Origin of the sequence: Pseudomonas sp. MPB23 (genome assembly GCF_046605395.1) — a bacterium.
GTDB lineage: Bacteria > Pseudomonadota > Gammaproteobacteria > Pseudomonadales > Pseudomonadaceae > Aquipseudomonas.
Genome location: NZ_CP176771.1, coordinates 4,701,629 through 4,714,162, shown reverse-complemented (window position 1 = coordinate 4,714,162; position 12,534 = coordinate 4,701,629). Strand labels below are relative to the sequence as shown.

The 12,534-nt window shown below is 63.8% G+C and carries 12 protein-coding genes and 2 pseudogenes; 10 read left to right on the top strand and 4 right to left on the bottom strand.

The window, feature by feature from the left end:
* Window positions 1-4 precede the first annotated feature (4 nt).
* Window positions 5-1,678: a cytochrome D1 domain-containing protein gene (locus ACLH0J_RS21155; RefSeq protein WP_411388868.1), complete on the bottom strand. Its 1,674-nt coding sequence runs from the start codon at window positions 1,676-1,678 to the stop codon at window positions 5-7.
* A 192-nt stretch (window positions 1,679-1,870) separates the two neighbouring features.
* On the opposite strand from ACLH0J_RS21155, the gene ACLH0J_RS21150 reads away from it, so the two are divergent.
* The 6 genes from ACLH0J_RS21150 to ACLH0J_RS21125 all read left to right on the top strand — a co-directional run bounded on the left by ACLH0J_RS21150 (window position 1,871) and on the right by ACLH0J_RS21125 (window position 7,351).
* Window positions 1,871-2,650 (top strand): CbbQ/NirQ/NorQ/GpvN family protein, encoded by a 780-nt coding sequence (locus tag ACLH0J_RS21150; protein ID WP_411388867.1) that lies wholly within the window; start codon window positions 1,871-1,873, stop codon window positions 2,648-2,650.
* On the top strand, window positions 2,634-3,206 hold the full coding sequence (locus ACLH0J_RS21145; RefSeq protein ID WP_411388866.1) for a cytochrome c oxidase subunit 3 family protein: 573 nt from the start codon (window positions 2,634-2,636) through the stop codon (window positions 3,204-3,206). Before ACLH0J_RS21150 ends, ACLH0J_RS21145 begins: the two co-directional genes overlap by 17 nt.
* A gap of 7 nt (window positions 3,207-3,213) precedes the next feature.
* Window positions 3,214-3,444, top strand: coding sequence for a cytochrome C oxidase subunit IV family protein (locus ACLH0J_RS21140; RefSeq protein WP_411388865.1), 231 nt, complete (start codon window positions 3,214-3,216; stop codon window positions 3,442-3,444).
* 107 nt (window positions 3,445-3,551) lie between these two features.
* Window positions 3,552-3,992 (top strand): c-type cytochrome, encoded by a 441-nt coding sequence (locus ACLH0J_RS21135; protein ID WP_411388864.1) that lies wholly within the window; start codon window positions 3,552-3,554, stop codon window positions 3,990-3,992.
* Between the two features lie 3 nt (window positions 3,993-3,995).
* Window positions 3,996-5,417: a cbb3-type cytochrome c oxidase subunit I gene (locus ACLH0J_RS21130; protein ID WP_411388863.1), complete on the top strand. Its 1,422-nt coding sequence runs from the start codon at window positions 3,996-3,998 to the stop codon at window positions 5,415-5,417.
* Between the two features lie 89 nt (window positions 5,418-5,506).
* Window positions 5,507-7,351 carry a nitric oxide reductase activation protein NorD gene (locus ACLH0J_RS21125; protein WP_411388862.1) on the top strand — a complete coding sequence of 615 codons (1,845 nt, stop codon included), beginning with the start codon at window positions 5,507-5,509 and terminating at the stop codon, window positions 7,349-7,351.
* On the opposite strand, the gene ACLH0J_RS21120 is transcribed toward ACLH0J_RS21125, so the two are convergent.
* Both ACLH0J_RS21120 and ACLH0J_RS21115 read right to left on the bottom strand, forming a co-directional pair.
* Window positions 7,345-7,536 (bottom strand): protein DnrP, encoded by a 192-nt coding sequence (locus tag ACLH0J_RS21120; RefSeq protein ID WP_411388861.1) that lies wholly within the window; start codon window positions 7,534-7,536, stop codon window positions 7,345-7,347. The two genes, ACLH0J_RS21125 and ACLH0J_RS21120, sit on opposite strands and share 7 nt — an antisense overlap.
* Window positions 7,533-8,216 (bottom strand): Crp/Fnr family transcriptional regulator, encoded by a 684-nt coding sequence (locus tag ACLH0J_RS21115; RefSeq protein WP_411388860.1) that lies wholly within the window; start codon window positions 8,214-8,216, stop codon window positions 7,533-7,535. The genes ACLH0J_RS21120 and ACLH0J_RS21115 overlap by 4 nt, the downstream gene beginning before the upstream one ends.
* 251 nt (window positions 8,217-8,467) lie before the next feature.
* Between ACLH0J_RS21115 and ACLH0J_RS21110 the strand changes: the two genes are divergently transcribed.
* A complete protein-coding gene (locus tag ACLH0J_RS21110; RefSeq protein WP_411388859.1) occupies window positions 8,468-9,658 on the top strand; it encodes an NnrS family protein in 1,191 nt (396 codons plus the stop codon).
* 9 nt (window positions 9,659-9,667) lie between these two features.
* Window positions 9,668-10,099: a hypothetical protein gene (locus ACLH0J_RS21105; RefSeq protein WP_411388858.1), complete on the top strand. Its 432-nt coding sequence runs from the start codon at window positions 9,668-9,670 to the stop codon at window positions 10,097-10,099.
* Here the strand turns inward: ACLH0J_RS21105 and ACLH0J_RS21100 are convergent.
* Window positions 10,100-10,549, bottom strand: a pseudogene (locus tag ACLH0J_RS21100) (hemerythrin domain-containing protein); the annotation flags it as partial.
* Window positions 10,550-10,747: 198 nt separating this feature from the next.
* Here ACLH0J_RS21100 and norR point away from each other — a divergent pair.
* Both norR and pdxH read left to right on the top strand, forming a co-directional pair.
* Window positions 10,748-11,707, top strand: a pseudogene (gene norR, locus ACLH0J_RS21095) (nitric oxide reductase transcriptional regulator NorR); the annotation flags it as partial.
* A 99-nt stretch (window positions 11,708-11,806) separates the two neighbouring features.
* On the top strand, window positions 11,807-12,454 hold the full coding sequence (gene pdxH, locus ACLH0J_RS21090) for a pyridoxamine 5'-phosphate oxidase (protein WP_411388857.1): 648 nt from the start codon (window positions 11,807-11,809) through the stop codon (window positions 12,452-12,454).
* The last annotated feature ends 80 nt before the right edge of the window (window positions 12,455-12,534 follow it).

Here is a 12,534-nt window from a genome sequence, read left to right as displayed (position 1 = left end):
GGGCTCAATAAATGTCGTGCTGGGTGTTGTAGACGTTGAATTTTCCGGTCGGTGTGATCAGGCGCTTGTCCTTGATCACCTGCTTGAGCTTGAGGGTCTTGTCATCGATCACCACCAGTGCCGATTCCTCGGTCTGGCCGTTCCAGACCGAGAACCACACCTCGTCGCCGGCCTTGTTGTATTCCGGTTGCACCACGCGCAATGCGCCTTGCTTGATGCCGGAATACTCGGCAATCGGCAGCACGGTGTAGCCCTTGTCGAGCCGGTCGATATCGAACACCGCCACCGACTGACTGAGCTTGGCGTCGGGGTTGAGGGTGGTATCGACATACAGGTGGCGGGAGTTGGGATGGGTCTTGATAAACAGCGAACCGCCGCCCTGGCCCTTGAGCGACTCCACCTGTTTCCAGGCGTATTGCGCATGCTTGATCGGGTCGGTGCCGATCACGGAAATGCCGCCGTCGCCCAAGTGGCTGGTGGCCCACACCGGACCGTATTGGGGGTGGATGAAGTTGGCGCCACGGCCGGGGTGCGGGGTCTTGCCGACCTCCACCAGCGCGGCGAGCTTGCGTTCCCTGGAGTCGATCACCGCCACTTTGTTGGAGTTGTTCGCCGCGGTCATGAAGTAGCGGTGGGTACTGTCCCAGCCGCCGTCATGCAGGAACGGCGCGGCGTCGATGGTGGTGATGGTGAGGTTCTTGATGTCCTGGTAGTTGACCAGCATGACCTTGCCGGTTTCCTTGATGTTGACGATGAACTCCGGCCATTCGTGGGAGGCGATGATCGCCGCGACACGCGGCTCGGGGTGGTACTCCTGCTTGTCCACGGTCATGCCGCGAGTGGAGACGATCTGCTTGGGCTCCAGGGTTTCGCCGTCCATGATGGTGAACTGCGGCGGCCAGTAGGAACCGGCGATCGTGTACTTGTCCTCATAGCCCTTGAACTTCGAGGTCTCCACCGAGCGGGCTTCGATGCCCACCTTGATCTCGGCGACTTTGGTCGGCTCCATCGGCCACAGGTCGATCATGTCGATCTTCGCATCGCGGCCGATCACCAGCAGGTAGCGGCCGGAGGCGGAGATGCGCGAGATGTGCACGGCATAACCGGTGTCGATCAGCTTGATGATCTGCTTGGTATCGCCGTCCACCAGGGCGATCTTGCCATCGTCGCGCAGGGTGACCGAGAACAGGTTTTGCAGGTTGAGCGTATTGAGCTGTTTTTTCGGCCGGTCTTCGGGTTTGACCAGCACTTTCCAGGTCTTGAGGGTTTCGGCCATGCCCCATTCCGGCGGGGTGGGCGCGGTGTGCTGGATGAAGCTGGCCATGGCGGTGATCTGTGCCTTGGTCAGCGCGTTGGACGTGCCCCAGTTCGGCATGCCGGCGGGGGAGCCGTAAGTGATCAGCGCCTCCAGATACGCCTGGCCACGGGCCTGGGTGATGTCCGGGGTCAGCGGTTTACCGGTGGCGCCCTTGCGCAGCACACCGTGGCAACCGGCGCAGCGTTCGAAGTAAATCTGTTTGGAGGTGTCGAAATCGGCCTGGCTGATATCCGCCGCGCCGGTGGTTTTCACCACGCCGGTCGGGGCGTCGCCATGGGCGTTGAGCGGCAGTGTGAGGGCCAGGGCGCAGCTCAAGCCGGCGAGGCTCAGGCTCCAGGGTGTTCTGTTGCGAGTCGGCATTCCATTTCTCCTCAGGCAAGACCTTTGCGGTGCCCGGCGAAGGCAGGGTAGAGCGCAGGTTCTCAGTGCCCGGCAAGACTATGTTGTCGAGCCGCGATGTTCGCTTGACGGCGATCAAGTTCCGCGCCAAGCCCGCTTGCCAGGTTGTCGCAGGGCGCCTTAGCGTGGGCGCCGAACCCGTTGTGAGGACGCATGATGAGCGAGCCCTTCTACCAACCGCTGGATAACGAACAGCCGCTGTTCGAGCACGCCTGGCGCCACCGCATGCCGGTGCTGATCAAGGGGCCGACCGGCTGTGGCAAGACACGCTTCGTGCAGCACATGGCGCACCGTTTGAACCTGCCGCTGTACACCGTGGCCTGCCACGACGATTTGAGCGCCGCGGACCTGCTCGGCCGTCACCTGATCGGCGCCGACGGCACCTGGTGGCAGGACGGCCCGCTGACCCGCGCGGTGCGCGAAGGCGGAATCTGCTACCTCGACGAAGTGGTCGAGGCGCGCCAGGATACCGCCGTGGTGCTGCACCCGATTGCCGATGAACGCCGCGAGCTGTTCCTGGAACGCACCGGCGAAGTGCTCAAGGCGCCGCCGTCGTTCATGCTGGTGGTGTCGTACAACCCCGGCTACCAGAACCTGCTCAAGGGCATGAAACCCAGCACCCGCCAGCGCTTCGTGGCGATGCGTTTCGGCTACCCGCCGGTGGCCGACGAGGAGCGCATCGTGGCCCGCGAAGCCGGGGTCGACAGTGCCTTGGCCGCGCAGATCGTGCGCCTGGGCCACGCGCTGCGCCGGCTCGATCAGCACGATCTGGAGGAAGTCGCTTCCACGCGCCTGTTGATCTTTACCGCACGCCTGATCGGCGCCGGCATGAGCCCGCGCCAAGCCTGCCTGGCGTGCCTGGCCGAACCGCTGAGCGACGATCCGCACACCGTGTCCGCCTTGATGGACATCGTGGATGTGCACTTTGCCTGAAGCCCGGCGCCTGCCGGGCGACTTGGCGATGTGGTTTTTCATCCTTGCCGAACTGTCCGTGTTCGCCCTCCTGATCCTCGCATTTGCCGTGGCTCAGGTGCTCAAGCCTGAGGTGTTCGCTGTGGGGCGCGCGCAACTGGATACCTCGACCGGGTTGGCGATGACCCTGAGCCTGTTGACCGCCGGCTGGCTGGCGGCGTTGGCCGTGCACCAGGTGCGCCTGGGGTTCTCGCGCCGGGGCGCGGCGTTGTTGTGTGGGGCGTTGCTGGTGGCACTGGTGTATGTGGCGATCAAACTCGCTGAGTACGCCCACCTGGCGGGAGCCGGGCTGGGGCTGGAACACAGCACCTTCTTCACCCTGTACTGGATTCTGACCGGGTTTCACTTTTTGCACGTGCTGCTGGGCATGGTGATCCTGGGATGGGTGGCGTGGCGCTGTTGGCAACGCGCTTACCGGGTGCCGCACTTGAGCGGGCTGGAATCCGGCGTGCTGTATTGGCACATGATCGACCTGGTGTGGGTGGTGCTGTTTCCGTTGGTCTATGTGATTGGCTGAGGTGGGTATGACGGTTTCCCGAACGCTGCTGCTGTGTTGGGCGCTGCTGGTGGCGCTGAGCATCGGCACCGTGCTGACCGGCGCGTCCGGTCTTTGGCCGGTGGTGCTGTTGCTGGCGGTGGCCAAGGGCTGGGTGATTGCCGATGGGTTCATGGAACTGCGGCATGCGCCAAGGCTATGGCGTGCCGCGATGCTCGGCTGGGCGGTCGTCATCATGGGCGTGATCGCCGTCCTGTAGGCGGATGTAATACCCGACCAAAACCATCAACATTTCTTGATCGCCATCAAGCGGTTTTCACCCCCCACCTCCCTATCATCACCTGGTCAAGCCACGAGGAAGCGACCATGTCAGAGACCTTCACCAAGGGCATGGCCAGGAATATCTACTTCGGAGGAAGCGTGTTCTTCTTCCTGATTTTCCTGGCCCTGACCTATCACACCGAACAAACCTTTCCCGTCCGCAGCAACGCTGACCAACTCACTGAATCTGTCGTGCGCGGCAAGGGTGTCTGGGAGCGCAACAACTGTGTGGGCTGCCACACGTTGCTGGGCGAGGGGGCTTATTTTGCGCCGGAGCTGGGCAATGTGTTCAAACGCCGGGGCGGTGAAGAAGGGTTCAAGCCGTTCCTGCACGCCTGGATGAAGATGCAACCGTTGGGCGTGCCCGGACGACGGGCCATGCCGCAATTCAACCTCAGCGACCAGGAGGTGGACGATATGGCCGAGTTTCTCAAATGGAGCTCGAAGATCGATACCAATAACTGGCCACCGAACAAGGAGGGCTGAGTCATGCGCAGTGCCAACCCCTATTTGAAATTCCAATCCCAGGCCGTGGCCAAACCCTACTTTGTGTTCGCCCTGATCCTGTTTCTCGGCCAGGTGCTGTTCGGGTTGATCATGGGCGTGCAATACGTGATCGGCGACTTTCTGTTCCCGTTGATCCCCTTCAACGTGGCGCGGATGGTCCATACCAACCTGCTGATCGTCTGGCTGCTGTTCGGCTTTATGGGCGCCGCCTACTACCTGGTGCCCGAGGAGGCCGATCGCGAGCTGCACAGCCCCAAACTGGCCATCGTGCTGTTCTGGGTGTTCGCCGCCGCCGGGGTGTTGACCATCCTCGGCTACCTGCTGGTGCCGTATGCGGCGCTGGCCAAACTGACCCATAACGAATTGCTGCCGACCATGGGCCGCGAGTTCCTGGAGCAACCGACCATCACCAAAATGGGCATCGTCGTGGTGTGCCTGGGCTTTCTCTACAACATCGGCATGACCCTGCTCAAAGGGCGCAAGACCACGGTCAGCATGGTGATGATGACCGGGCTGATTGGGCTCGCGGTGTTCTTCCTGTTCTCCTTCTACAACCCCGGCAACCTCGCGCGCGACAAGTTCTACTGGTGGTGGGTGGTGCATCTTTGGGTGGAAGGCGTGTGGGAACTGATCATGGGTTCGATGCTGGCCTTCGTGCTGATCAAAGTCACCGGCGTCGACCGCGAAGTGGTGGAGAAATGGCTGTACGTGATCATCGCCATGGCATTGATCACCGGGATTATCGGCACCGGCCACCACTTCTTCTGGATCGGTGCGCCGCAAGTGTGGCTGTGGGTCGGTTCGATCTTCTCGGCCCTGGAACCGCTGCCGTTCCTGGCGATGGTGATATTTGCCTTTACCATGGTCAAACAACGCCGCCGCCAGCACCCCAACCGGGCGGCCACGTTGTGGGCCAAGGGCACCACGGTCACGGCGTTCTTCGGCGCCGGGGTCTGGGGGTTCCTGCACACCCTGGCACCGGTCAACTTCTACACCCACGGTACCCAACTCACCGCAGCCCACGGCCACCTGGCGTTCTTCGGCGCCTACGCGATGATCGTGATGACCTTGATCAGCTACGCCATGCCCCGCTTGCGCGGCCTCGGTGAAGCGCCGGATGCACGTTCGCAGACCCTGGAGATCTGGGGCTTCTGGATGATGGTGTTGTCCATGGTGATGATCACGCTGTTCCTCACCGCTGCGGGTGCCGTGCAGGTCTGGCTGCAACGCTGGCAGGTGGATGGTGTAGCGCTGCCGTTCATGGCCACGGTGGAGCATTTGCAGGGGCTGTTCTGGGCGCGCCTGGTCAGTGGCGTGGTGTTCCTGTGCGGGCTGCTCTGCTACCTGTACAGCTTCCGGCAACGGCGCGGCCGGGTCGGGGCCGGGGTGCCGATCGTTCACTAAAGAGGCCGCCCGTCAGATGTGGGAGCGTGCTTGCTGCCACATCGGGCGTGTGCTGTACCGATCAAATACCCCCTGTCTGGAGTACGTCCATGGCCTTTACCCTGGAACTGGAAGAGTGGGTCGGCAGTGCCTGGCACCGCTTTATCACCCGGCGTGCGAGCGTCGATTTCCCGGCTGCGCGGGTCGAGCTTGTCGACCGCCAGCGCAGCCTGGCTCTGTTGTTTCGTGCCCTGGGCGGTGCCAGCGGGATTTCCCTGGAAGCGGCCAGCGAACGCGACCTGCTGCTGCGCCGCAACCTGTTGATGCGCATCGCCGGCACCTGCAAGCACGCGCCGCTGGCCTCCTGCGATGGCAACCGTCTGCGCCTGCCGTCGAGCCTGGCGGTGTACTCCACGGCCGCGCTGAACCTGGAGCTGTATCGGTGGCTGGCCTTGCTGGCGGCCCACGCCGGCCCCATGACCCACTGGGCCCGCGACAACCAGCGCTGGACCTGGCTGTTGCTGCAACGCTACCCGGCGCTGCTGCCCAGCTACCGGCGCCTGGTGGACGCCCACCTGGCCTTGCGTCCTGATCCGGCCAGCCTCAAACCCGGCGAAGCCGCCCTGGAAAAAGCCTTGTGCAAGGCCCTGCGCGAACCCGGCAGCGTACGCCACTTGCCCCGCAGCGAAAGGGCCGCCTGGCCGCTGCCATTGTGGTTGTACCCGGCGCAGCACCTCGACGCGCCGCACGCCCTGGACCCTGAAGACGAGGAGGGCGACGACCTGGCTACACGCCCTGGCGAGCAACACGGCGCGCCCAAACGCGCCAGCCGCGTGGATGACCCGACCCGCGACGGCGGCCTGCTGGTGGTACGCCTGGAAAACCTGTTCAGTTGGACCGAACATGTCGACCTCGATCGCTGGACCGACGACAGCGAAGACCCGGACGCCGCCCGCGTCGCCGAAGACCTGGAGCAGTTAAGCCTGTCGCGCCAGCGCGTGCGCAAGAGCGGCGGCCTGAAGCTGCACCTGGACCTGCCGCCCGCCGATGTCGATGACATCCCCCTCGGCGCCGGTATCAAGCTGCCCGAATGGGATTACCGCCAGCAATGCCTGCAGGAAGGCTTCGTCAACCTGCAACTGATGCTGCCGCGCGCCGATGCGCCGCAACCCTTGCCGGAGCGATTGCGCGGCCCGGCCCAACGTCTGCGTCGGCAGTTCCAGCAGTTGCGCACCGACCGCCAATGGCAGCGCCAGCAACCCCAGGGCGCGGAACTCGACCTGCAAGCCTGGGTGGATTTCCAGGTCCAGCGCCAGGTGGGCGCCTGCACCGAACGCGGCTTGTACCAGGAGCAACGGCACACTCATCGCGACCTGGCCTGCCTGCTGCTGGCGGACGTGTCGATGTCCACCGACGCGCATTTGAACGACAACCAAAAGGTCATCGACGTGATCCGCGACAGCCTGTTGCTGTTCGGTGAAAGCCTGGCCGGGCTGGGGGATGGGTTTGCGTTGTACGGCTTCTCGTCCTTGCGCCGGCATGACGTGCGTCTGCAACAGCTCAAGACCTTCGAGCAACCCTACGACGACCGTACCCGTGGCTGCATCCAGGCGCTCAAACCGGGTTACTACACGCGCATGGGCGCCGCGATTCGCCAGGCCACGCGCCTGCTGGGCGCGTGCAAACAGCGGCGCAAGTTGTTGTTGCTACTGACCGATGGCAAGCCCAATGACCTGGATTTGTATGAAGGCCGCTACGGCGTCGAGGACACCCGCCAGGCGGTGGTGGAGGCGCGGCGCCAGGGCCTGATCCCGTTCTGCATCACCATCGACAAACAGGCGCAGGACTACTTGCCGCACATGTTCGGTGCCCATGGCTACACCCTGATCCGCCAGCCGGAACACTTGCCGTTGCGCCTGCCGCAGTTGTATCGGCAACTGACCGAACGTCAATAGAAGTCGCGCGGCAACCAGAAGAACAGGGCGATGCAAAACAGCGTCAGGCTCAGGCAGAACCACTGAAAACGCTGCAAGCGCCGCGCTTGCACCTCGGCGTTCGAGGCGGGCAGGGCCATGCCGCAGCCGGTGCACGCCTCGCGCGCATCAGCATGGCGCTGTTGGCAATACAGGCAGGTCTTCACTCGAACTGCTCCAGGCGCAGGCGATCGAGAATGACAATCTGGCGACCGTCCTGGGTGATGATTTTTTCGTCGATCAGGCGTCGGATAATCCGCGAGAACGTCTCCGGCTGGATCGACAAATGCCCGGCGATCAATTGCTTGGCCATGGGCAGCTCGAAACGGCTGTTGGCGTCGGACAAGTGCATCAGTTGCGTCAGCAGGTAACGCACCACGCGGTGAGTGGCGTTTTTCAGCGACAGGGTTTCGATCTCGTTGACCCGCTGGTGCAGGCGCACGCACAACTTGCCGAGCAGGGCAAAGGTCAGGCGGCTATTGCCGTGCAGCAGGCGCATGTAGGTAGCGTTGGACAACCGGTATAGCTGAGTGGGGCATACCGCTTCGGCGCAGGCCACATAGTTGGGGGTGTCCATCAGCATCATGGCTTCGGCGAAGGTCTGCCGTTCGCCGATCACCTCGAAGACCTTCTCCTGGCCATCGGGCGTCAGGCGGTAGATCTTCACCGCTCCGGCGATCACGAAGTAAAACGCTTCGGCAGGTTCGCCCTGGCGGAACAGCGGCTCGCCCTTGTCGATGCTGAGTAACTGACTGCTGCCCATCAACTCGTCGAGCTCCTGCTCGTTCAGCGGCTCGAACAAGTGGTGGCTGCGCAGGATTTGATGGTGCACGCGATGCAACACCATGCCTGGCTCCCGGAGTATCAGCGGCGCGTTCACACCAACACCAAAGACAGGCCGCTGGCAGCCGCCAGCATGGAACCGAGGATCACAAACCAGGCGAGGGGGACACAGGCGTTTTTCATCATGGCTCCGGGGTACGGTGTGGATACAGGCGCGAGGGTAATCCTTTGGCTTGGATGGCGACTTGATTTAAGACAAGGGCAATTCACACGCATCAGCGCAAGATCGTCGCAGTCCTGAAGGGAGGCCGTGTTATGCAAGTGCTCGATCGACGCAAGGCTATGTCGATTCATCCGTTGTTTCGCCTGGCTTTCCGGCCATTCTTCCTCGGTGCCTGCCTGTTGGCGGCACTGGCGATCCCCCTGTGGCTGCTGGCCCTTGGCGGCCACGTCGGCGCCTGGCAACCCGCCGGCGGCTGGCTGGCCTGGCACCGCCATGAACTGCTGTTCGGCTTTGGCCTGGCGATCATCGCCGGGTTCCTGCTCACGGCGGTGCAGACCTGGACCGGCCGCCCGGGCATCAGCGGCAACGCCCTGGCGCTGCTCGCCGGGCTGTGGCTGGCGGCGCGCCTGGGCTGGTTGTTCAACCTGCATTGGCCGCTGCTGGCGGTGCTGGAACTGGCCTTTCCCCTGGCCGTGGCCGGTGTGATGGGCTGGACCTTGTGGCAGGTGCGGCAGAAGCGCAACTACCCGATTGTGCTGGTGCTGACGTTGCTGGCGGTGGCCGATGTGCTGTCGCTGTATGGCTTGCTGCGCAACGACCCGGGCTTGCAACGCCAGGCGGTGCTGACCGGCCTGTGGCTGGTGGCGGCGATGATGGGATTGATCGGCGGCCGGGTGATTCCGTTCTTCACCCAGCGCGGTCTGGGCCGGGTCGAGGCGGTCAAGCCCTGGCCGTGGCTGGACCGCCTGTTGCTGGGCGCCTCGATGCTGGTCGCGCTGCTCTATGCGGCGGGGCCGGCGCTCTCGCCCAACCTGTGGACCGGCCTGTTGTTTGCCGGCCTCGGGCTTGGGCACTTGCTGCGCCTGGTGCGCTGGCATGACCGTGGCCTGTGGCGCGTGCCGCTGCTGTGGTCGTTGCACCTGGCGTATGCGTGGCTGGCCGTGGCGTGCCTGGGCATGGCGCTGTGGCATTTCGGTGCGCCGCTCAACCCGAGCCTGGCCGTGCATGCGTTGACCATTGGCGCCATGGGCGGCTTGATCCTGGCGATGATCGCCCGCGTCAGCCTGGGTCATACCGGTCGTCCGTTGCAGCCGCCGGCCGGGATGACCCTGGCGTTTGTCCTGCTCAACCTGGCGTGTGTGAGCCGCGTCGCGCTGGTGCTGTGGTTGCCATTGGCCGCGCTGTGGCTGGCCGGGTTGTGCTGGACGCTCGGGCTTGGCCTGTACCTGTGGCGTTATGGCCCGATGCTGTGGCAGGCCCGGGTCGATGGGCATCCAGGTTAGGAGAACGTCATGCTCTATTCGTGGCTGTTGATCGTGCATCTGCTGGCGGCGATTGCTTTTATCGGCACGCTGTTTTTCGAAGTGGTGATCTGGCACAGCGCCCGTGAGGAGTTGGCCTGGTCGGCGCAATTCACCTGCGACCACGCCATCGCCCGGCGCTCGCGCCAGGTGCTGCATGGCGTCGTGGTGCTGCTGTACGGCGCCGGCATCGGCCTGGCCTGGCACTACCGCGGAGTGTTGAGCGTGCCGTGGGGCAGCCGTTTTGCCGCGCTGCTGAGCCTCAAGATCGTCTTGGCGCTGAGCATCATCGGCCACTACCTGTGGCTGGCCTACCTGCTGCGGCATCAGCGCCTGAGTCCCAGGCGTGCGACGTGGATTCGTCGCAGCATCCTGGGGCATATGGTGTTGATCGTGATCCTGGCCAAGTGGATGCTGCGCTGATCAGGCCACCGGGTTGACCGCGCGGGCAAACAACACGTCGTTTTCCAGGTGGATGTGCTCGCGCAGGTCGTCATGAAAGGCCGTGAGTTGCTCATACAAGTTGCGCCAGGTACCGCACGCGCCTGACGGTGGGGTGATGCGGTCGGTCAGGCCCAACAGTTGCTCCAGCGCTTCTGCGTGCTGGTCATGCTCGTGACGCATCACCTGGATCGGCATCGCCGCCTGTGGCCCCATGCCCATTTGCAGCATTGGGAACAGCACCTGTTCTTCCTTGAGCATGTGGTTCTCCAGTTCCTGCTGGATGTCGCGCAGCAGATCGGCCAGGCCGTTGGGGCAGTGCAGGTGGTGACCATGGACCTGTTCGACACGGCTGGCCAGGCGAATCAGCTCCGGCAGTTGCTCACGGTGCCGGGCGTGGTAACGCGCCAGCAGGTGGTCGATCAGTTGATCCTGGGGTTGGGTGTTCCAGAGGCTCAGGCTCATCGGGTTTCCTCGTTGGGGTAACGGTATAGCTTGGTTATTGCAGTTGCCGTGCCAATTTATAACTTGTTGATATTTATGAATTTATTGTGAGTCGAGGTGATCATGACCCGCCTGTACCAGGGTAATGCGAACCCCATCGGGGTCGAAGGGACCGTGTCGTCCGACGACATCCTTGGGCAAAGCCAGGTGCTACGGCAGTTGCTCGACGAGTTGGCGGTAGTGGCACACACCGAACTGCCGGTGCTGTTGCAGGGCGAAACCGGCGTGGGCAAGGAATTGTTCGCCCGCCGCCTGCATCGTCAGTCGCAGCGCTGTCACCGGCCGCTGGTGCACGTCAACTGCGCGGCGCTGCCGGAGGCGCTGGCCGAGAGCGAATTGTTCGGCCATGTGCGCGGCGCGTTCTCGGGGGCCAGCCATGACCGCGCAGGGCGTTTTGATGCGGCCAATGGCGGCACGCTGTTCCTCGACGAGGTGGGGGAGTTGCCCTTGAGCATTCAGGCCAAGTTGTTGCGCACCCTGCAAAATGGCGAGATCCAGCGCCTGGGGGCCGACCGGCCATTGCATGTGGATGTGCGGATCATCGCCGCCACCAACCGTCACCTGCCCGACAGCGTGCGTGATGGCTTGTTTCGTGCCGACCTCTATCACCGTCTGTCCGTGTACCCGGTGCAGATTCCCGCGCTGCGCGAGCGCGGCGACGACATCCTGTTGTTGGCCGAGCACTTCGTTGAACTCAACCGGGCGCGCCTGGGGTTGCGCGGGCTGTGCCTGTCTCCTGCGGCACGCCGGGCGCTGCGGGGATATGCCTGGCCGGGCAATGTGCGCGAGCTGGAACATGTGATCAGCCGCGCGGCTTTAAAGCTGCTGTGCCGCGCCGCCAGCCACCCCGGCATGAGCCTGGAACCGCAATGGCTGGGCCTGGGCGATGCCACCCCGGTGCTTGAACCGCCGGCGTTGCCCGGCACGCCGTTCCAGCCGCTGGCCGCAGCGGTCGATGCGTGTCAGCGCGACAAGATCCGCCAGGCCCTGGCGCATTGCACCGGTAACTGGGCGAGCGCCGCGCGTCTGCTGGGGGTGGATTCGAGCAACCTGCACAAGCTGGCGCGACGGTTGGGCCTCAAGTAATCGCGTGCGTCGTCATGCCGCGGACGAATGTTGATCGTGGTCAAGGGCTAAAAGCGTCGGGGTTCCCACACTGTGGCGAACTTTTTCGAGGACCGCGCCATGCCCCTGTCTCTTGCGCAATTGCGCCGTAACTACACCCTTTATGGTTTACGCGATGAGGGTGTGCCGGCCGATCCCATGGAGTTGTTCGACCAGTGGCTCAACCAGGCGCGCAAGACCGAAGTGCCGCCCGCCGAGGCCAACAGCATGGCTCTGGCCACGGTCGACCGTGACGGGCACGCCCATTGCCGCATGCTGCTGCTCAAGGGGTTCAACGCCCAGGGGCTGTTCTTTTTTGGCCATTACCTGAGCGCCAAGGGCCAGGAATTGGCGAACAATCCCCACGCCGCCATGACGTTTTTCTGGCCGGGCCTGGAGCGCCAGGTGCGCGTTGAAGGGCCGGTGGTGAAAGTCGATGAGCAACTGTCGGACGACTATTTCGACGTCCGCCCGGCCGCCAGCCAGTTGGGTACCTGGGCCTCGCCCCAGAGCCAGGCCCTGAGCCATCGCAGCGAACTGGACACCCGCTTGCGCGAAGTCACCGAGCATTTCGCCGGCCGGCAACCGCCACGGCCCGAACACTGGGGCGGCTACTGCCTGCAACCGCGCCGCATCGAGTTCTGGCAAGGCCGCCCCAACCGCCTGCACGACCGCCTCGACTATCGCTTGCATGAAGCGACCTGGCAGCGCACGCGCCTGGCCCCCTGAACGGGGTACCTCCTTCGAGGAATAGGCCCTGCGCCCGTTGCGGCGCAGGCTGACGATCACTTTCTTCACACCTGGAGCCT